Annotated in this window: 23 protein-coding genes and 1 riboswitch; of the genes, 21 read left to right on the forward strand and 2 right to left on the reverse strand. The window is 37.5% G+C overall.

What is annotated here, in order from left to right:
- Positions 1 to 12 precede the first annotated feature (12 nt).
- The 3 genes from BK580_RS09665 to BK580_RS09675 all read left to right on the forward strand — a co-directional run bounded on the left by BK580_RS09665 (position 13) and on the right by BK580_RS09675 (position 2,409).
- Positions 13 to 1,206, forward strand: a complete 1,194-nt coding sequence (locus BK580_RS09665) for a bifunctional 3,4-dihydroxy-2-butanone-4-phosphate synthase/GTP cyclohydrolase II (RefSeq protein ID WP_078382720.1) — start codon at positions 13 to 15, stop codon at positions 1,204 to 1,206.
- Between the two features lie 233 nt (positions 1,207 to 1,439).
- Positions 1,440 to 1,904 (forward strand): 6,7-dimethyl-8-ribityllumazine synthase, encoded by a 465-nt coding sequence (ribH, locus tag BK580_RS09670; RefSeq protein ID WP_078380118.1) that lies wholly within the window; start codon positions 1,440 to 1,442, stop codon positions 1,902 to 1,904.
- A gap of 157 nt (positions 1,905 to 2,061) precedes the next feature.
- Positions 2,062 to 2,409: a GNAT family N-acetyltransferase gene (locus tag BK580_RS09675; RefSeq protein ID WP_078380119.1), complete on the forward strand. Its 348-nt coding sequence runs from the start codon at positions 2,062 to 2,064 to the stop codon at positions 2,407 to 2,409.
- Between the two features lie 65 nt (positions 2,410 to 2,474).
- On the opposite strand, the gene BK580_RS09680 is transcribed toward BK580_RS09675, so the two are convergent.
- Complete coding sequence (locus BK580_RS09680) at positions 2,475 to 3,008, reverse strand: DUF309 domain-containing protein (RefSeq protein WP_078380120.1); 534 nt, start codon at positions 3,006 to 3,008, stop codon at positions 2,475 to 2,477.
- 129 nt (positions 3,009 to 3,137) lie between these two features.
- On the opposite strand from BK580_RS09680, the gene BK580_RS09685 reads away from it, so the two are divergent.
- The 16 genes from BK580_RS09685 to BK580_RS09760 all read left to right on the forward strand — a co-directional run bounded on the left by BK580_RS09685 (position 3,138) and on the right by BK580_RS09760 (position 17,447).
- A complete protein-coding gene (locus tag BK580_RS09685) occupies positions 3,138 to 3,914 on the forward strand; it encodes a segregation/condensation protein A (RefSeq protein ID WP_078380121.1) in 777 nt (258 codons plus the stop codon).
- Positions 3,901 to 4,479, forward strand: coding sequence for an SMC-Scp complex subunit ScpB (gene scpB / locus BK580_RS09690; RefSeq protein ID WP_078380122.1), 579 nt, complete (start codon positions 3,901 to 3,903; stop codon positions 4,477 to 4,479). The genes BK580_RS09685 and scpB overlap by 14 nt, the downstream gene beginning before the upstream one ends.
- Positions 4,480 to 4,548: 69 nt before the next feature.
- Positions 4,549 to 4,977 carry a hypothetical protein gene (locus BK580_RS09695; RefSeq protein WP_078380123.1) on the forward strand — a complete coding sequence of 143 codons (429 nt, stop codon included), beginning with the start codon at positions 4,549 to 4,551 and terminating at the stop codon, positions 4,975 to 4,977.
- 104 nt (positions 4,978 to 5,081) lie between these two features.
- Positions 5,082 to 5,570, forward strand: a complete 489-nt coding sequence (locus tag BK580_RS09700) for a YpuI family protein (RefSeq protein ID WP_078380124.1) — start codon at positions 5,082 to 5,084, stop codon at positions 5,568 to 5,570.
- A 166-nt stretch (positions 5,571 to 5,736) separates the two neighbouring features.
- Positions 5,737 to 6,615: a superoxide dismutase gene (locus tag BK580_RS09705; protein WP_078380125.1), complete on the forward strand. Its 879-nt coding sequence runs from the start codon at positions 5,737 to 5,739 to the stop codon at positions 6,613 to 6,615.
- Between the two features lie 98 nt (positions 6,616 to 6,713).
- Complete coding sequence (locus tag BK580_RS09710) at positions 6,714 to 7,865, forward strand: D-alanyl-D-alanine carboxypeptidase family protein (protein WP_078380126.1); 1,152 nt, start codon at positions 6,714 to 6,716, stop codon at positions 7,863 to 7,865.
- Entirely contained in the window at positions 7,862 to 8,452 is a 591-nt protein-coding gene (locus BK580_RS09715; protein ID WP_078380127.1) for a nucleoside recognition domain-containing protein, read from the forward strand. Before BK580_RS09710 ends, BK580_RS09715 begins: the two co-directional genes overlap by 4 nt.
- Positions 8,453 to 8,463: 11 nt before the next feature.
- Positions 8,464 to 8,997, forward strand: a complete 534-nt coding sequence (locus BK580_RS09720) for a spore maturation protein (RefSeq protein WP_078380128.1) — start codon at positions 8,464 to 8,466, stop codon at positions 8,995 to 8,997.
- 193 nt (positions 8,998 to 9,190) lie between these two features.
- On the forward strand, positions 9,191 to 9,919 hold the full coding sequence (locus tag BK580_RS09725) for a pseudouridine synthase (RefSeq protein ID WP_078380129.1): 729 nt from the start codon (positions 9,191 to 9,193) through the stop codon (positions 9,917 to 9,919).
- A 189-nt stretch (positions 9,920 to 10,108) separates the two neighbouring features.
- Positions 10,109 to 10,639 carry a thiol-disulfide oxidoreductase ResA gene (gene resA / locus BK580_RS09730; protein ID WP_078380130.1) on the forward strand — a complete coding sequence of 177 codons (531 nt, stop codon included), beginning with the start codon at positions 10,109 to 10,111 and terminating at the stop codon, positions 10,637 to 10,639.
- A gap of 12 nt (positions 10,640 to 10,651) precedes the next feature.
- Positions 10,652 to 12,295 carry a cytochrome c biogenesis protein ResB gene (gene resB, locus BK580_RS09735; RefSeq protein ID WP_078380131.1) on the forward strand — a complete coding sequence of 548 codons (1,644 nt, stop codon included), beginning with the start codon at positions 10,652 to 10,654 and terminating at the stop codon, positions 12,293 to 12,295.
- 11 nt (positions 12,296 to 12,306) lie between these two features.
- Positions 12,307 to 13,470: a c-type cytochrome biogenesis protein CcsB gene (gene ccsB / locus BK580_RS09740; RefSeq protein ID WP_078380132.1), complete on the forward strand. Its 1,164-nt coding sequence runs from the start codon at positions 12,307 to 12,309 to the stop codon at positions 13,468 to 13,470.
- A gap of 75 nt (positions 13,471 to 13,545) precedes the next feature.
- Complete coding sequence (locus BK580_RS09745) at positions 13,546 to 14,265, forward strand: response regulator transcription factor (RefSeq protein WP_078380133.1); 720 nt, start codon at positions 13,546 to 13,548, stop codon at positions 14,263 to 14,265.
- Positions 14,262 to 16,031, forward strand: coding sequence for an ATP-binding protein (locus BK580_RS09750; protein WP_078380134.1), 1,770 nt, complete (start codon positions 14,262 to 14,264; stop codon positions 16,029 to 16,031). Before BK580_RS09745 ends, BK580_RS09750 begins: the two co-directional genes overlap by 4 nt.
- 88 nt (positions 16,032 to 16,119) lie before the next feature.
- A riboswitch (cobalamin riboswitch) is annotated at positions 16,120 to 16,320 on the forward strand.
- 212 nt (positions 16,321 to 16,532) lie between these two features.
- On the forward strand, positions 16,533 to 16,943 hold the full coding sequence (locus BK580_RS09755) for a DUF4430 domain-containing protein (protein WP_169864903.1): 411 nt from the start codon (positions 16,533 to 16,535) through the stop codon (positions 16,941 to 16,943).
- Between the two features lie 3 nt (positions 16,944 to 16,946).
- Positions 16,947 to 17,447, forward strand: a complete 501-nt coding sequence (locus tag BK580_RS09760; protein ID WP_078380136.1) for an ECF transporter S component — start codon at positions 16,947 to 16,949, stop codon at positions 17,445 to 17,447.
- Positions 17,448 to 17,693: 246 nt separating this feature from the next.
- Here BK580_RS09760 and BK580_RS09765 read toward each other — a convergent pair whose 3' ends face one another.
- Positions 17,694 to 18,068, reverse strand: coding sequence for a hypothetical protein (locus BK580_RS09765; RefSeq protein ID WP_078380137.1), 375 nt, complete (start codon positions 18,066 to 18,068; stop codon positions 17,694 to 17,696).
- A 347-nt stretch (positions 18,069 to 18,415) separates the two neighbouring features.
- Here BK580_RS09765 and sigX point away from each other — a divergent pair, with 347 nt between their 5' ends.
- Together sigX and BK580_RS09775 are read left to right on the forward strand one after the other, a co-directional pair.
- Positions 18,416 to 18,952 carry an RNA polymerase sigma factor SigX gene (gene sigX, locus BK580_RS09770; RefSeq protein ID WP_078380138.1) on the forward strand — a complete coding sequence of 179 codons (537 nt, stop codon included), beginning with the start codon at positions 18,416 to 18,418 and terminating at the stop codon, positions 18,950 to 18,952.
- Positions 18,942 to 20,225 carry a hypothetical protein gene (locus BK580_RS09775; protein ID WP_078380139.1) on the forward strand — a complete coding sequence of 428 codons (1,284 nt, stop codon included), beginning with the start codon at positions 18,942 to 18,944 and terminating at the stop codon, positions 20,223 to 20,225. Before sigX ends, BK580_RS09775 begins: the two co-directional genes overlap by 11 nt.
- Positions 20,226 to 20,298: the final 73 nt, after the last annotated feature.

Below are 20,298 nucleotides of genomic sequence, written 5' to 3' on the forward strand. Positions count from 1 at the left end.
GGAATGAGTAAAATGTTTAATTCGATTGAGGAAGCGTTAATAGACTTGGAAAATGGGAAAGTAATCATTGTTTGTGATGATGAGGATCGGGAAAATGAAGGGGATTTTGTTTCATTAGCCGAAAAAGCAACACCAGCTGTCATTAACTTTATGGCGACGCATGGTAGGGGGTTAATATGTGTACCTGTTACCGAGGAGCTTGCGGAAAAATTAGAATTAGTTCCAATGGTAAACCATAATACAGACTCCCATGGGACGGCGTTTACGATTAGTGTTGATCATATATCAACGACTACAGGTATTTCTGCTTATGAACGATCCACCACGATACTAGAGCTTTTAACTCCAGCTGCAAAAGGTGGAGATTTTAAGAGACCTGGTCACATTTTTCCACTTGTTGCAAAAAAAGGTGGGGTCTTGAGAAGAGCAGGACATACTGAAGCAGCAGTTGACTTAGCGCAAATGAGTGGCTCATATCCTGCAGGAGTTATCTGTGAGATTATGAACGAAGATGGTTCGATGGCAAGAGTTCCTGAGTTAAGGCAGATTGCTGATAAGTTTGACTTGAAAATGATTACGATAAAAGATTTAATACAATATCGGAACCGGAAAGATAAGTTAGTACAACGAGAAGTGGAAATTAAGCTTCCAACCGAATTTGGTGACTTTCGTGCGATTGGCTACTCTAATATTGTAGATGGAAAAGAGCATGTTGCTCTTGTCAAAGGCGAAATCAACCCAACTACTCCTACATTAGTTCGCGTTCATTCGGAATGTTTAACGGGAGATGTATTTGGTTCTAATCGTTGTGACTGTGGCCCTCAGCTCCATGCAGCTCTGGCACAAATCGAGAAGGCGGGAAATGGGGTCCTTCTCTATATGCGTCAAGAAGGGCGAGGAATTGGCCTATTAAACAAAATGAGAGCATACAAGCTACAAGAACAAGGTTATGATACAGTCGAGGCTAATGAAAAATTAGGCTTTGGAGCGGATCTACGAGATTATGGAATTGGTGCGCAAATTCTCCGTGACCTCGGTATCTCAAAAATGAATCTCTTGACGAATAATCCACGTAAAATTGCTGGTCTAAAAGGATACGGATTAGCAGTAGTCGATCGAATTCCTTTACAAATGCCAGCAAAAGAAGCCAATGAGCACTATCTAAAAACAAAATCAACGAAACTAGGACATATGTTGCATTTTTAAACGAATAGCACTGTTAAGAAAAAAACGGATGATATGCTTAGATAACTATAGTAAAACCGTTAAGTATTCCCGTCTCCCCTGTAGATTGTAGTGCAAGGTGTGAGACTCCTGCGGGAGGCTCCCGGACCGCCCGCTTTCGCTGCCACCTGGCACGGAAATCTACAGGGGTTCAAAGTAGCCAGTTTATATTTTTAGGGTAGACAAACAATTAAAAATTTTGGAGGTAGAGGAAAATGGGTAAAATTTTTGAAGGTAATTTAGTAGGATCAGGACTTAAGTTTGCAATAGTAGTAGGAAGATTTAATGAATTTATCACGAGTAAACTGTTAGGTGGCGCACAAGATGCGTTAAAGAGACATGGAGTAGAAGAGGACCAAGTGGATGTTGCCTGGGTACCAGGAGCGTTTGAAATTCCACTTGTTGCGAAAAGATTAGCCGATTCAGGAAAATACGATGCGGTTATTACCCTTGGGACTGTAATTCGTGGAGCTACACCTCATTTTGATTACGTTTGTAATGAAGCGGCAAAAGGAGTTTCAGCAGCTTCCATGGCATCTGGCGTTCCAATTATCTTTGGTGTATTAACAACAGAAACAATCGAACAAGCGATCGAACGAGCAGGAACGAAGGCTGGAAATAAAGGCTGGGAAGCTGCAGCAGCAGCAATTGAGATGGCTAATTTATTACGCGAATTTTAAGATATATTCAAAAAAGGTATACAATCTAGTAGCGATTGGATAGAATGTATATTTAAGAGTAAGTTAATTGTAAAAAAACAGGAACCTTTTTTATTTGGTTGCCTATACTACTTATATCATTTATTAAGAAAGTTTTTTCGATAATGAGGGGTAATGTATGTTAATTCGTTATAAAAAGAGCTTCGAAAAAATCGCCATGGGGCTTATGTCTTTTATGCCAACCGAGAAAGAGCTAAAAAAACTACAGCAAACCATGAAAGCTTACGAAGAAAATGAGAATTGGCAACTTTTCCTATGGAAGCAAGAAGACATCATAGGAATTCTCGGTGTGGTAGAAGAGACGGACAGCGTCACGCTCCAGCATATTAGTGTGAGTCCATCCCACCGTCAACAAGGTTGTGGGAAGAATATGGTGAAGGCATTAAAAGAATACTATCCTACTAAATCTGTGAAGACAACTGAGTATACAACTGGATTTATGGAGAAATGTAATCAGGAACAGTGATTTTTCTCTAAGCCACAATTTAACAATATATACTCTATGTAAAGAAAGGAAGGCAACCAAATAGGTTAGCCTTCCTTTTCTTTACTTTGCTGTCTTTTCATTAATTGTACGAGTCTTTCATTGATGACATCTTCACGGTTGCGAGTAGAATGTCTATTGATTAAGGAGTCGTTGGAAAGATCACTCGGTGAGCCCCAATGCTTATTCTGGATTTTTGCTTGCTTCATACAGCTAGTTAGCAAAGCGGAATCCGTAATAGGTAAATTAAAGCTCTTATAGTCCTCTTTTTTTTCCACTTGCTGAATGTGTTCTGAAAGTAATGCTACTGTTTTTTCGCTGTCAAGTCCGAGCTTATTTATTGCTGTTCTTTCCTTGTTGATTATTTTCACAGCATTTTTTAGCATTTTTTGCGCACCGTTAAAGTTACCTCTGCGATGATGATATAAGCCAACTGCTATTTGGATTAGTCCAACCCAATGTAGTTCTCGCTCATTAGCCTCGCGTTCTTTCCAATGCTCTTCTAGTACTTCATGGCATTCAAAATAGTCGCGATCACAATGAAAATAATGTAAAAAATCAACATAAGCTTGTGGATACAAAGGATTTCCCCCTTTTAAAAAACATAATTATATTTTATCATAATCATGAAAACTCTATAAAATAAAGCTGAAATACTCTATACTATACTATTGTAAAGTTTGCTGATTAAGTTGGGTGGATGAAGAAACGTGCAGGAATATAATGTGAAAGTAGAAGCTTTTGAAGGTCCATTAGACCTTTTGCTTCATTTAATAAATCGACTAGAGATTGATATATATGATATCCCAGTTGCTCAAATTACAGAGCAATATTTATTTTATATACATACGATGAAAGAGTTACAATTAGACGTTGCGAGTGAATACCTTGTGATGGCTGCGACCTTACTAGAGATTAAGAGTAAAATGCTCTTACCTAAGCATGAAGAAGAAATAGTAATAGAAGATGAAGAATTTGGAGAGTTTGAGGAAGATCCTCGCGAAGAATTAATGAATCGATTGATAGAATATCGAAAATATAAAGAAGCGGCAGATGATCTGAAAGAACTGGAAGAAGAAAGAAGTCATATATACACGAAACCTCCTAGTGATTTAAGTGCGCTTGTTAAAAATGTAGAGCCAGAAGAAGTAAAACTAGATGTATCTCTTTACGATATGTTAGGTGCGCTTCAGAAGTTGATGCGTCGTAAAAAACTTCAAAAACCTTTACAAACTAGAATAACGAGACAAGAAATCCCCATTGAAAAAAGAATGGAGGAGCTTATTGAGGATTTGCGTAATTTTAAAGGAAGAAAGCATTTCTTTGATCTTTTTCCAGAGTCGAGTAAAGAATATATTGTGGTTACTTTTTTAGCAATTCTTGAGCTATTAAAAAAGAATACGATTCTACTTGAGCAGGAGAATAATTTTTCAGATATATATGTGTCGTATCAGGAAGGAGGAGCTACAGAAGTTGGATATTATTAAGTGGAAATCCATTGTAGAAAGCTTGCTATTTGCAGCGGGCGATGAGGGCTTGACCTTAAAGCAGCTAACGACAGTTTTAGAAATAGATGAACGTGTTGTCTTAGATGTTATTAGTTCATTAAAGGATGATTATCAAGCTCCAGATAGGGGAATAGCAATCATAGAGCTTGCTGGCACCTGGCAGCTAACCACCAAAAAAGAGCATTCTACCTATTTAAAAAAGCTAGTTGAATCACCAGTCACACAATCTTTGTCACAAGCAGCGTTAGAAACACTTGCAATTGTGGCTTATAAGCAACCCATTACAAGAACGGAAGTAGAAAGCATTCGCGGGGTGAAAAGTGAACGTCCATTGCAAACCCTTGCTGCTAAAGCGCTTGTGAAAGAGGTAGGTCGTGCAGAAGGAACAGGACGCGCCATTCTGTATGGAACAACGAGGGAATTTCTCGATTACTTTGGCTTAAAAGATATAAAAGAGTTACCACCTCTCTCCGTAAGTGTCGAAGATAGTGAAGAAGAAGCTGATTTGTTTTTTGAAAAGTTTCAAGAAACGTTTGAAAATTAAAACGGTTTGGACGAAAGTATGGTAAAATAGTAGTACATAATAGATCTGCTACTAGTAAGGGGTGTAAAAATGCGAATTACGGAATTAAAAGGCTATGAATTAGAAAAAGCACAACCGAATACATCAGAAGATTTTTTTAACCGTTCAGAAGTAACTTTTGAGGAAAACGGAGAAGAAAGAACTTTTCATGTGCTCTATATTCGCTATTTTGATGAAACCTTTTCTGAATTTTTGCATGTTGGAGTAGAAAGTGATCCGGTCTTTCAAATTGGAGAGAAAGTTATAAATTTTAAAGATTTAGTAGCTATCACGTGTTTAATAAAAAATCCAAGCTTCAGGCATCGTAAACGTATTTACATAAATACCCAAGAAGAGTTTGCTCGCTATTTTGAAGGTGTTAACGTACCCAAACTAAAAGAAATCTTTGATGGACTGATTCATCAAGGGGAATATACGCTAACTTCTCCTTTACACTTTTTGGCACAGCCATCCGCATAAGTTAATAAGCTAGTCATAGATATTGAATAAAAAACGTATCGTTATAGAAGTCGCTACATTCCTAGAATTTACTATTAAACCTATACATGGAGGGTCCATTACAAATGGCAAATACGATTGTAAAAACTCAGACAGAACAAGTAGAGAGTTTTTTAGGTAATACGGTACAACAATTAAATGATTTTTTAAATGAAGTAACACTATCGTCTTTAATTTCAGAGACATCTGGCACGAAAGCATATGTGGAATTATTACTTGCTAACACCCGTCGACTTACTGTGTTTTGTGACGAAGGTCATAATGCTTGTCAAGTTATTTTAAAGGGAGCACCATTCCGCAAATCAGCAGCCGAAAAGGTCTTATATAATATATATCACCAATGCATAGAGGAGTTTTTTGCTCCTAAAAATGATGCATGGTATGAGGATAGCCGCTCTGCTTATACTGGGAAGAATTCCATCCAATTCCATGAGACTCCTCCAGAAACGTTAAAAGCGGTTATTAGACAATTAGAGAGTGATTTTCAAACAATAAGAGAAGAACTTGAGTACTATGAAACAGATTATCGCACGAAAATGATTCAAAGTAATTAACATTATCATACACCTAATCCGTTAGTGGACTGGGTGTATTTTTTTTGTAAGTCATTTGTTTGGATAGTTAGTAAAGGAAGTTTGCCTGGCAAATTAGTGGGTACAACTTTCTTTTTCTCTTGCTCATCGCATAGGATAGCACGATGAGTTTTCTAGGAGGGGTAGAATGATTAAACAAAATCAGAAAGTTTTTAGACAATATTTAAATGATATGGAAAACTGGTGTTTGCAAGTGTTGACGGAAAATGGTGCAACTCGCTCAGAATGGGTAATGGACGTAAGAGACCTCTTAAAAAACGTACAAACTGCTCAACAAAAGACTACAATTCTAGAATTAGATGTTTTGACAATGAAACAAAAAATGGAGGATGTAGCACAGGGATTCCAATTAGGACAAAATACGCGCCAAAATAATGGAAGGGTTCCAATTGGAGGACACAAATTACCGCCACTGCCGTATAGCTATACTGCACTTGAACCCTATATTTCAAGAGATATCATGGAAATTCATCACTTGAAACATCATAAAAGCTATGTAGATGGACTAAATCAAGCAGAATTGAAAATGCAAGAATCTCGGGATACTGGGAATTTCGATCTTATCAAGCATTGGGCGAGGGAAGCGGCATTTCATGGTTCTGGGCACTATTTGCATACAATGTTTTGGGAGAATATGTCCCCTAGTGGCGGTGGTTTACCTAAAGGAAGACTTCTTCAACAAATAATTCAAGACTTCGGAAGTTTTGATAAGTTTAAAAAACATTTTTCAGAAGCTGCTGATAAGGTAGAAGGCGTAGGCTGGGCGTTGCTGGTTTGGTCTCCTCGTGCACAAAGATTAGAAATTTTACAAACGGAAAAACAACAACTTTTCACACAATGGGATACGATACCATTGCTTGGACTTGATGTATGGGAGCATGCGTACTACTTGCAATATAAGAATAATAGGAAAGAGTATATAGACAATTGGTGGAATATCGTAAACTGGCGGGATGTCGAGAAACGGTTCCAAGAAGCGTCTAAATTAAAATGGAAATCGTATTAAGTTGGGGAGAGAAATCTTCCCTTTTTTTGATGGAAAAATCATATTAGGACATGTTGAGCATAAACTTGTACAAACATAGATAAAGGGATGGGGATTAGATGTTACAAGCTAGAGTTATGTTCATCATCGCTTCTATTATGATGCTGGTGTTTAGTATAAGTTTTCCTTCGAGTGCAAAGGCAGAGCAGGTTGGAGTTAGTGCAAGAAATGCGGTTTTAATGGAGCAAGAGAGTGGTAGAGTCATCTTCGAAAAAAACGCACATGATAAGCAGCGTATTGCAAGTATTACAAAGGTCATGACAGCTATTATTGCGATTGAATCTGGGAAAATGGGAGAAATAGTAACGGTTAGTAATCGAGCTATTCATGCAGAAGGTTCTTCTATTTACTTAAAAAGTGGGGAGAAAATCAAGCTTGAGCATCTTGTATATGGATTAATGCTTCGATCAGGTAATGATTCAGCCGTTGCGATTGCCGAACATGTAGGAGGGAGCCTGGAAGGGTTTGTTTACATGATGAATGAAAAAGCAGCGGAAATTGGAATGTCCAATACGGAGTTCGCCAATCCCCATGGCTTAGATGATCATGAAAACCACTATTCCACCGCATATGACATGGCACTATTAACACGCTATGCAATGGAAAATGAGAAGTTTAGAGAGATTTCTGGAACAAAGGTTTATCGTGCACCGGCAGCACCAGGTGAATCGTGGGAAAGAAGCTGGACGAACAAACATCGTCTCGTAACAGGGATGTATTCCAATGCAACCGGAGGAAAGACTGGATTTACAAAACGAGCGAAACGAACGCTTATTACTACCGCCTCCAAAGATGGTTTGGATGCTATTGTGGTTACGTTGAACGGCCCGGACGATTGGCAAGATCATATTTATATGTTTAATCGTGCATTCGTAGATTATAAGCTTTATAACTTAGCACATGAAGGTAAGTTGAAAAACATTGAAGATGAATTCTATAAAAATAAAATTTTTATTGCAAGAGATATCCAGTATCCTTTAACTGTGAAAGAAAGAGAAAATGTTCGGATAAATGTTACATTAGTAAAACCAAAAGAAGAGTGGGATCGCTCTGCAAATGTGCCTGATGTCGTAGGGAATTATACGGTGATATTAAATGATGAAATGATTGCAGAAACACCAATCTATTTTGAGAAGAAGGAGAAAGAATCTAGTGGATTTTGGTCCATTTTTAAAAATATATTCTTTATTTTTGCTGGTAAGCTACCATGATTAATCTTATTTGGGTTGCTATGACAATCATTGGAATAGTATTTGCAATGATTAATGGCACGATGGATAAGGTGAATGAAGCCATTTTCCTTGGAGCGAAAGAGGGCGTCACCATCTGTATCGGATTTATTAGTATTTTAGTATTTTGGTTAGGTTTGATGAGAATTGCTCAAGAAGCAGGGCTATTAGAAAAATTAGCTATTTTATTCAGACCCTTTATGAAATGGATTTTTCCAGAGGTACCACCAGATCATCCTGCAATGGGGTATATGTTATCTAATATGATCGCTAATATGTTTGGACTTGGAAATGCAGCTACACCAATGGGTATTAAGGCGATGGAGCAATTAAGGGCGCTTAACGGAGGTACGGTGGAAGCGAGTCGTTCTATGGTGACATTTCTAGCAATTAATACAGCAAGTATTACACTTATACCAACTACAGTCATCGCAATAAGAATGACGTATGAGTCGGCAGCCCCTACGGAAATTGTAGGCCCGACGTTAGTTGCGACAACTTGCTCGGCAATTGCTGCCATTCTCATAGACCGCTTTTTCTATTATCGAAGAATGGCTAGAAGGAGGTAGGATATTAAGGTATGCAGTTTATTTCTCTTATTTCACTCTGGTTAATTCCTTTTATGATAGGATTTATCCTCCTTTATGGGACATTTAAAAAAGTACCGACCTACGAAACGTTTGTGGAAGGTGGAAAGGAAGGCATAAAGATTGCGATTTCTATTATTCCATTTCTAGTAGGAATGCTAGTAGCAATTTCAATCTTTCGAGCTTCAGGTGCACTAGACTTTTTAGTAGAATTATTACGTCCTGCTATGCAAGCGATAGGTGTGCCTGCTGAGATTGTTCCGCTAGCTCTCATTCGACCAATCTCAGGTACAGCAGCACTTGGTATGACTACGGATATGATTGCCACATACGGGCCCGACTCCTTTATGGGCCGGTTAGCCTCAATTTTGCAAGGAAGCACCGATACGACTTTATATGTCCTTACTGTTTATTTTGGTGCAGTAGGAATTAAGAAGATGGGAGATGCCTTAAAGGTAGGTTTACTTGCAGATGTTGTGGGGATTGCAGTTTCCATTTTGGTCGTGACTTTTTTCTTTGGCTTATAAAAACAGTTAGGGGGTCTGGCCCCATTTGGGTAATTTGCCCAAATGGGGCCAGACCCCTTTTATATAATTTTCCTTCCTATTTTAAAAATAGTATGGGTATAATTAGAGTTTGTGAACAATGGGAATAATAAAGGTATAGAAATCTTGGCTTTTCCTTGTAAAGTCAGGTAAGATGTTGAATGAGGTGAAAGAAATGGAACGGTTACAAAAAGTTATTGCACATGCAGGTATTGCATCTAGAAGAAAAGCAGAAGAATTAATTCAAGAAGGTAAAGTTAGGGTAAATGGGAAAGTAATCAAAGAGCTTGGGGTCAAAGTATCCCCTCATGATAAAATAGAAGTGCAAGGTGTTCCTGTTGAAAGAGAGGAACCGGTATATTTTGTTCTTTATAAACCTAGAGGTGTCATATCAAGTGTTAGTGATGACAAAGGAAGAAAAGTAGTAACAGACTTTTTCCCTTTTATTACGGAACGTATCTATCCCGTTGGACGTTTAGACTATGATACATCTGGTCTTTTGATCATGACAAATGATGGGGATTTCGCAAATAACTTGATGCATCCAACCTCGGAGGTTGAAAAAGTATATGTTGCGAAAGTAAAAGGTATCCCTTCAAGAGAAGCTATCCGTAGCCTAGAGCGTGGAATAAAGCTAGAGGATGGAAAAACAGCTCCTGCAAAAATCAAGATGATTTCTATGGAGAAAACAAAACAAACTGCTATTTTTGAAGTGATCATTCATGAGGGAAGAAATCGCCAAGTTCGTAGAATGTTCGAGGCAATCGGCCATCCCGTAATGAAGTTAAAAAGAGAACGCTATGGCTTCTTAACACTTCAAGGTTTACAAGCAGGTGAAGCAAGAGAGTTAACTCCGCATGAGGTGAAACAATTACGTGTGATGGCTACTAAGCCAAAGAAATAGTAGAAAAGCTGCATAAGCGGAGGTGGAGATATCCGCTTCCGCTTTACTGATTTTTTTGGACAGAAAGAGCGGACTCTGCTTTTCTAGTGTTCACATAAGGTTCATAATCTGTTTACTGTGGGAAAAGTGGTAAGTGATATAATAGCAAAGATGAATGATGATGACTTAGATATAGGAGAGTTTTGAAGAATGAGTAAAAAGAACCGTTTAGTTATGCGTACAGCGATTCTGCTTCTCCTGTTATCCGCTATCGGGTATACGTTATACACGAATTTTTTTACAACAAAAGAGTTGGTGAGTGTGGGAGATCAGGCTCCAAACTTTGTCTTAACTGATCTACAAGGTAATGAGGTAATGTTATCAGACTTAAAAGGCAAGGGTGTTTTTTTAAACTTTTGGGGTACATGGTGTAAGCCGTGTGAGCGTGAAATGCCGTATATGGAAAATCAATATCGAGTGTTTAAAGACCAAGGTGTAGAAATATTAGCAGTGAATATTCAAGAAACGAATGTAGCTGTGGAACGATTTAAAAATCGATATGGGTTAACATTTCCAATATTATTAGACAAAAACGACCAAGTAAGACAAGCATATGGGATTGTTCCTTTACCGACAACAATTTTAATTGATGAAAATGGAAAAATACTAAAAAAAGATTCTGGGCAACTAACAGAAGCAAAAGTGAAGGAATACATGGAAATGATCAAACCGAAACAATAGGGAGTTTTACGAATGAAGGAAATAAAATGTGAGTGCGGACATCTTAATCCAGAAGGCACCATTTTATGTGAAGCATGTGGGAAGCCTACCGAGAATGATACAGGTAAAGAAAAACTACTAGACATGCGGTATGAAGGTAGTGCAAGACGATCCCAAACCTATAATAAAACTATTGTAGATAAAATTTGGAATTTCTTCTCTTCAGTGAAAGTGGGAGTTTGGATTATTGTTATCTTGTTGATTGCATCTGCCTTTGGTACACTTTTTCCACAAGAAGCGTATATTCCCCCAACTTCCAACGCTAGTACATATTATGCAGAAGAATACGGATTCGCCGGAAAAATGTATTATCAGTTAGGGTTTCATAATCTTTATGGATCATGGTGGTACATGCTTTTAATTGCAGCACTTGGAATATCGCTAGTAATAGCAAGCTTAGACCGCTTTGTTCCACTCTATAAATCATTAAAAACGCAAAAAGTAACGAGACATGATAGTTTTCTAAAACGCCAGCGTGTGTTTGGACAGACAACTGTAACTGAATCAATGTCAGAACTAGATAAAGTTAAAGAGGGTCTTTCAAAAAGACATTATAAAATTAGAGAAGAGAATGGAAATATACTAGCGGAAAAATACCGTTTTTCCCGCTGGGGTCCTTATGTGAACCATATTGGATTGATTATCTTTTTATTAGGTGCTATGCTACGGTTTTTCCCTGGAATGTATGTGGACGAGGTAGTATGGGTCCGTGAAGGGGAAACACGTCCAGTACCGGGTACGGATGGTCAATATTTTTTAAAAAGTGAAGACTTCATTTTCGAGTCATATACAAGCGATTCTGCTAATGAAGTGTTTGAGTCTGCTATTTCTAGAGCTGGGGAAGGGGCAATTGCAAGTAACTTCCAAACCAATGCGATTCTTTTTGAAAGAAAAGGTGAAATCGTTCATGGAGCAGAGCCAGAATTAGAAGAAGTAAAGAAACATGCCATTAAAGTCAATCAACCTTTGAAGTATGACTCTTTTGCCTATTATCAAGTGGATTATAAACTAAATGAATTTAGTGCGATGTCCTTTAATTTTGTAAACAAGGAAACTGAAGAAAACTTTGGTACGATTAAAGTGGATTTGTTAAACCCGGATTCAATCTATGAATTGGGGAATGGACACTCTGTAGAGCTAATAAGTTATTTTCCAGACTTTGTGTTAGATAATGGCGAACCGACAACTAAATCGAGAATTCCAGATAATCCTGCTTTTGTTTTCCGTATGGTGACACCAGAGAAACCTGATGGAGAAATTAGTTTAGTGGCAATCCAACAAAACATTGAACCCAACGGTACAAACGAAAACAAAATGACTTTTGCTGGTATAGAAACGAGGAATGTTTCCGGTCTGACAGTTCGAAAGGATCACACCCTTTGGTTATTAGGTCTCGGTGGTACAATCTTTATGATAGGTGTTATCCAGGGGATGTATTGGAATCACCGCCGTGTATGGGTGCAAGTAAAAGGAAATGAAATTTGGGTTGCAGGCCATACTAATAAAAACTGGTTTGGACTAAAACATGATATTAATAAAGCTCTTCAAGGAACTTCTATTGAAATTCCAGTTGATCAAGTAGAAGATGATAAAGAAATCAAGAAAGTGGAAGAATAGGAGGCTCACTTATGGCGCAGCTTAGTGGTAACTTGCTTTACACTGCATTTATCCTATATTTAATAGGAACCGCCTTTTTTGGCGGAGCGATCCGTGCTAAGAAGGGGAATAAAGCAGCATTAATAGGAATTTCACTCACTATTTTGGGGTTTGTTGCCCAATTAGGATACTTTATTACACGTTGGATTGCAGGTGGTCATGCACCGCTTAGTAACTTATTTGAATTCACGACGTTTTTTGGGATGATGTTAGTATTAGCATTTATCGTTATATATTTCATCTATAAAACTAGTACGCTTGGTGTTTTTACTTTACCAATTGCTTTACTATTGATTGCTTATGCAAGTATGTTTCCGAGAGATATTGCCCCATTGATTCCAGCATTGCAAAGTCACTGGCTTGCAATCCATGTTTCAACAGTGGCACTTGGTATTGCTATCCTGTCTGTCAGTTTTGCTGCAGGCTTGATTTATCTAGTGAAAGTGGTAGATTATAGTAAAAAAGGTCAAAAGCCTTTTTGGATAGAGTTTACACTTTACACGCTCATCTGCTTCTTAGGCTATATTTTCCTCTCCATTGGCTTTGGAGCTGCAAATTATGAAGCAGAATTCGCTTATGTGAATAAACAGGGGGCACCTGCGAATGTTGAGTATCATCTACCAGCATTAGTTGGCCCAAACCAAGGTGAACTATTAACAGACAATAGAATGGATGCGTGGATTAATTTACCAGCAGTTGTTAATACTTTGAAATTAAATACAGTTATTTGGTCACTTTTTGCAGGCCTATTTTTATATGGATTATTCCGTCTGATTTTACGAAAACCAATCGGTAAAGCTTTAAAGCCAGTAGTAAGTAAGGTTAATTTAGAGCTTGTCGATGAAATCGGTTATCGTGCAGTAACAATTGGATTTCCAGTGTTTACATTAGGTGGCTTAATCTTTGCTGCAATCTGGGCTCAAATAGCTTGGACAAGATTCTGGGCTTGGGATCCAAAGGAAGTATGGGCACTTATTACGTGGTTATTTTACGCTGCTTATTTACATTTACGCCTTTCCAAAGGGTGGCAAGGTGAAAATTCGGCATGGTTAACCTTAATTGGATTTGCTATAATTTTATTTAACCTTATTGGAGTTAATTTAATAATTGCAGGTTTACACTCGTATGCTATGTAACGTTGAATAATGAGCCTTCACAGAAATTGTGAGGGCTTTTCTTACAGAACTATGTGATTAACAGGAGGGTTTTCAATGGAAAAAGACGTGAAAATACTAGTGGTGGATGATGAAGATCGCATTAGAAGATTATTAAGAATGTATCTAGAACGTGAAAACTATACGATTGAAGAGGCAGATAATGGATATCTAGCTTTAGAACTTGCGCTAGAAAAAGAATATGATGTTATTCTCCTAGATATAATGATGCCTGGGATGGACGGTATGGAAGTTTGTAAAGAAATAAGAGAAAAGAAGGCTACTCCAATTATCATGCTGACAGCAAAGGGAGAAGAAACAAACCGCGTGCAAGGCTTTGAAGTAGGAACTGATGATTACATAGTAAAACCCTTTAGTCCAAGAGAAGTAGTGCTTCGTGTTAAAGCGTTATTAAGACGTTCTTCGACCACGACATTCTTAACAACCGAAACGACTACGAAAGATGTCATTGTATTTCCGCATCTTACGATTGATAACGATGCACATCGCGTTACATCTGATGGAAAAGAAGTTAATTTGACACCAAAGGAATATGAATTGTTATACTTCCTTGCTAAATCCCCTGACAAGGTATTTGACCGCGAGCAATTACTAAAAGAAGTATGGCAATATGAATTCTTTGGAGATCTACGTACTGTGGATACTCATGTCAAAAGGCTTCGTGAAAAACTTAATAAAGTATCAGAGCCTGCTTCAAAAATGATTGTAACCGTTTGGGGGGTAGGATATAAATTTGAGGTTGGCAGTGAATCATGATTTGGAAAAGTGTCGTTGGTAAGCTTTGGCTTACCATTTTACTTTTAGTTTCCTTTGTATTATTTGTTTTAACAATTCTCCTGCTAGAATTTTTCGAGAATTACCATGTGAAAGAAGCGGAAAATGAATTAACAAAGGATGCAAAAAAAATTGCTCTCATCCTCGAACAGCATGCAGATCATGAACAATCTAAATTGATTGCATGGGAGCTTGTTGATGAATCGACACGAGTTGTAATATTTTCGGATAAAGCGGACTATTCGCATTCACCAAGCAAAACTCTTGAACATCTTCCAGCATCATTTTTCTTAGATGACCCACAATTGTCCTTAGTATTTGAGGACCAACCTATGGTTACAAAAAAAACATATCTGCCGGATATAAATACGACAGCTGATATGTATGGAGAAGTGATGGTAGTTGGAATTCCACTTCATCTAGAAGAAAACAAAGATGGGGCAGTATTCATCTATCAATCATTGCTCGCTATAAAAGAAACAACGAAGCAAACAACGAAACTTATTTTACTAGCAGCTGGCTTTGCAATATTTTTAACAACCATTTTTGCCTTCTTCCTATCTACAAGGATCACTGCCCCACTTCGGAAAATGCGAGAGGCTGCATTTGAAGTAGCACGTGGGAAATTTGATACGAAGCTGCCAATGCTAACGCATGATGAAATTGGCGAATTAGCCATGGCTTTTAATCAGATGGGAAGACAATTAAAATTTAATATAAATGCCTTAAATCAAGAAAAAGAACATTTGGCCAATATCTTAAGTAGTATGGCAGACGGAGTTATCACGCTAAATCGAGATGGTTCCATACTTGTAACCAATCCTCCAGCTGAACGCTTTTTACAAGCATGGTTCTATCAGGAGGGGAATGAAAAAGGTGAAAATCTTCCAACTGAAGTGAAGGAGATGTTTCAACGGGCTGTTTCGATAGAAAAAGAGCAAAGTATAGAACTCTCTTATCAAGGAAGAACTTGGGTTATCGTCATGAGTCCACTTTATAGCCAAACTACAATCCGTGGAGCAGTGGCGGTTATTCGGGACATGACGGAGGAGAGAAGGCTTGATAAGCTGCGCAAAGACTTCATCGCAAATGTGTCGCATGAACTGCGAACTCCGATTTCGATGCTTCAGGGGTATAGTGAGGCAATAGTAGATGACATCGCTGGAACAGATGAAGCGAAAAAAGAACTAGCATCGGTTATCTATGATGAGTCTTTACGAATGGGAAGACTTGTAAACGACCTGTTGGATCTGGCGAGAATGGAAGCTGGTCATATCTCCTTAAACTATGAAAAGGCAGATGTGTCGCATTTTGTTGAAAAAATTATTCGCAAATTTCAAGGCCTTTCAAAAGAGAAACATATACATCTTAGCTATAACATGACTGGGCAGGGTGAAATAGATTTTGATGTCGATAAGATGGAGCAAGTACTAACAAACCTTGTCGACAATGCTATTCGCCATACGGAACAAGGTGGAGAAATTATCATTATCATTAACCTGACAGATCTTGGTGTGAAAATTGATGTGAAGGATTCCGGTCACGGTATACCGGAAGAAGACCTTCCATTTGTTTTTGAAAGATTCTATAAGGCAGATAAAGCAAGAACAAGAGGGCGAGCAGGGACAGGATTAGGCTTAGCCATTGTAAAAAATATTATTGAAGCCCATAATGGACATATTTCCGTTCATTCAAAATGGAACGAAGGTACGACATTTTCACTGTTTATCCCTCGAACGATAGCTTAAAATGTTACTCTTTAGCGAATAATCTTGTTAACTATGGAACATTTTCTTGTCATGTTCCAGCAATTTGTGTAATATGGAAAATAGTTAACTGAATAGAAAAGTAATTGGTATCACTTCGGTGATTTAAAAGGGAATTTGGTGAAAGACCAAAACTGTCCCCGCAACTGTAAATGTGGACGAAATGAGATTACCACTGTATGAGAAGGCTTAATAATAAGGTCTCCATATGGGAAGGCTCAAAGTAGAGTGAAGCATAAGTCAGTAGACCTGCCAATTACCAAACTAGTTTCTATGCTTCGGGGGTTGAGTGAGCGAGACGGCTACTTTTGTGTATTACTTGTTTTTATAGATGCCGTTAAACCTCATCCTCTTTCCAACAGAGGATGAGGTTTTTTATTGCATTTATTGACCCAGTAGCCACTATTTTTGCTGAAAATGGTGGGATGAAGTAACATTCTTGTAGTTAGCTTAAACTATCACGTACATAGGGGAGAAATGACAATGAAAAAGTATTTATTAACACTATTAACAATCTTCACATTAGCGCTTGCTGGCTGTGCAATTGGTCAGGAAAACACGGAGAATAACCAAAATGCAGGTGAAACTCAAGAAGAACAACAACAGGAGCAAGCAGAAGTTACTGTTAAACTTACTAAAGATGGAGAAGAAGTGATTAGTGAAGAAACAGTGGAATTTGAAGAAGGCGAATCAATCATGGAAGTGATGGAACGTAACTTTGATTTAACTTTAGACGGTGATTTTATCGTTGGAATAGATGGGGTAGAATCTGATACAGAAAATTCTTATTTTTGGACTTATACCGTGAATGAAGAAGAGGTTATGGTAGGTGCTAAGGAATATATTCTAGAAGCAGACGATGTGGTTCAGTTCAATTATGCAAAGTGGGAATAAAAAATGTCTACTAGAAAGATTGCTCTTTTAGGTGTTTTCATCGCACTATGTGTAGTTGGGAGACTTGCGTTTGTCTCGATTCCGAATGTGCAACCTGTAACGGCAATTATAATTATTTGCTCGTTCTGGATGGGGCCAATTTCCGGTGTAATTCTTGCTGCCGGCAGTACTTTAGCAACTAATCTAGTGTTAGGAAGTGGCACGTGGACCATTACGCAGATCATTGCTTGGTCCACGATTGGAGTCATGAGTGGACTACTAGGGAAATGGTTTAAAAAAACACCAGTCATTATTTTAGCAATCTATGCTGGGGTTTGTGGACTATTATACGGCTTTGTCGTATCACTAGAACGTGTTGTTATTGGAAAAATGTTTTGGCCCTATTATTTAGCTGGCTTGCCGTTTGATATTAACCATGCAATCGGTAATGTTATATTTTTCCTTATTTTATTTCCTATACTAACACGGTTACTTAGGGAAAGAGCGGAATATATGTTGCAATGAATGAGAGATGAGGGGAAGCCTGGAAGTTTTGGGCTTCTCTTTTTTATCCGTTTTTTTTAGGCTTAGATTACACTAGGACATAGAATTTCTAATAAACAGAAGGTGTTTGAGAAGGTTAAGTAGGAAACATAGGTGGCAAGTAAAGTGTTTTGACTATCGTATTTTCGTAAACTTTGTAGAATACCTATCGTAGTACGGCTCTATAATTTGGATTGTATTCGTTTATTTAGGTTGTTTAGCTCTGTGTCATGTTTCCCAGCCTTCGAACTCATCAATGTTTACTTTTTTAAACTCACCTTCCACAACGTTAAAAGTACTTTGTTGTTCATTAAGTTTATTTTCAATCTGTTTAAAATGGCTACGACTTTCGATTGAATTATTGGTAACAGTTTCTTTAATTACTGAGACTTCAGCCTTTAAAAAATTTAAATCCCCATCAACTTTCTCAAAACGAGCATCAATCTGTTCAAAGCGAGTGTCAATTTGTTCAAAACGGGCATCAATCTGTTCAAAGCGAGTGTCGATTTGTTCAAAACGAGTATCAATTTGGTCAAAATGAACATCAATCTGGTCAAAACGAGTATTCATTTGGTCTATCAGTTGTTTTAAAAGTTTTTCCATAAGTAAACACCTACCTTTTTTTTTATAAGTATATCATATACTTGTTTTCTCTTTCGTAAAAAACAAGAAGAGTTGTGAAACGTGTTTAGTTGAAACGTGTTCAAAATTTCACAACATAAAATTCATTTTTTTTAACCTCTTCAAAATTAATCTATTATGTTATGAACGCATCCATTATAATTAAACCTAAACACTATTTTTTATACGTAATTACATAAATAACGATAGCTTAATAAGTTTCCTAAATATTCCTATAAGAATCTAGCTAAACTGTAATTTTTGTCATATATTTGTAATGTAACTTTTTTAGTATAGTATACGACTAATGTAATGAACGGAGGGAAAGGATGAATACCGTTTTTCAAGAGCTCTATGAAAAATATCATCATGATGTCTTTCAATTTTTATTTTATATGGTTAAAAACAAAGAGCAAGCCGAAGACCTCGTTCAAGAAGTGTATATAAAAGTTTTACGTTCTTACGATCGGTTTGAAGGAAAGAGTAGCGAAAAGACTTGGTTATTTTCTATAGCTAAGCATGTAGCAATTGATTCTTTCCGAAAGCAAAAAGGTTGGAAAAGTAAGCTGCTCGAAACTTTTGACTGGAGTACACAACAGGTACAGGATCACGCCCCATTACCTGAGGAAATAGCCGTACAGAATGAACAAATACAACAAATGTACCGCTGTTTAGATAAGTGTAAAGTCGATCACCGATTAGTCCTTATCTTACGGTACATACAGGCCTTATCAATCCAAGAAACCGCTCAAATATTAGGGTGGACGGAAAGTAAGGTGAAAACAACTCAGCATAGAGCCTTAAAGGTCTTGAAGGCTCATATGGAAGAACTCCAAGAGAAAGGGGGGAATAGTAATGCGTCCTAAACAACGTATAAATAAAGACCAACTGGAAAACCTTTTAAGGCAAATGCCGAAAGTTAAAGACGAGCGAGACTCAAGTCAGATCTATAGTGAAGTTCAGATCGGTTTAAATAAAAAACCAAGGAAATTTAAAGTGATGCCAACTATTGCATTAGCGGCAGCTATTATGATTTTCGCTATTATTACACCATTATTCTTTCAAAATATGACTTCTCAAAACTCATCAATGGATGATGCAGCACAAGAAACGAAGCGTTCTGGTATTATGGAGTATTCAAATTTTAATGATGATGCAGCGGATAGTGAGACGGGTAATCAATTAGAATCTATAAATAAAATCGATGGCAATAATGCGGTTGAAGATGAAAAACCTAACGAAATTATGACTACAGACGTGAAAAATCAAACCTTTGTTGTATCAAATTTAGATGAAGAGACTAATCATATTGTTACGATAGGAGTAACAGCTCATTCGGAATCTGCGATGTCAGATGATGGTGGCTTTACTTTTCCAATTTCACTTATCGTTTCAAAAAATGAAGAGGAATCATATTTTTCCGCATTGGAACGAATTCGTTATGAATTAAACTATGCAGAGTTAGGCTTAGAAGAGCCTTTGATCAATCAAGGCGCTGTTCTTTCAATGGCATATTCTGCTGGTGGAACTCCTATGACTATGATAGAAGTGGGAGAACTGTATATGTCTTATTCTAGTATGCAACAGACCACTTTGCTTAATGAAATTGATGAAACTTTGAGGTGGACTCCATACACATATCATGAGTTTACTAGTAATGGAAGCAACAAAGGTGTGGCTATTGGAAATAGTGAATACAATGAATCGATTTCAATGACAGTTTTTGCTAAAAGGCCTTATTTTAAATATCAAGCATCTGAACAGACACCAATTTTTCTTGTTCGGTCACAGACAGAATTTGCGACAATAACAGAAGCAATAAATACGATGAAAACAAAACCAGATCAATATCCAGATAATAAAGTTGATCCTTCCATCCCGTCTACCATTCAAATAGAAAATGTACAAACAGACGATGCGGAAGATGGTACAGTAAGAATTATTCTTTCACCTTCAAGTGTGCTAACTAATACAGAAGAGACGATCTTTGCTTTAGAAGCGATGCTGATGACGGCAAAAGAATTTGGCTTTCAGAAAGTGATTTTTGAATCTACTCAAGACGGTATCATTGGAAATATCCAACTAAATGAACCAGTGGATGTTCCTTATTCACCGAATCCAATTCCATATCCTTTATAAAAGCGTGCAGCCTTGCACGCTTTTTCTCTTACTACAATTATTGAAAAGGGAATGCAGAATTGATTGGATGATG

The sequence above is a fragment of the Sutcliffiella halmapala genome, assembly GCF_002019665.1.
GTDB classification, from domain to species: domain Bacteria; phylum Bacillota; class Bacilli; order Bacillales; family Bacillaceae_I; genus Sutcliffiella_A; species Sutcliffiella_A halmapala.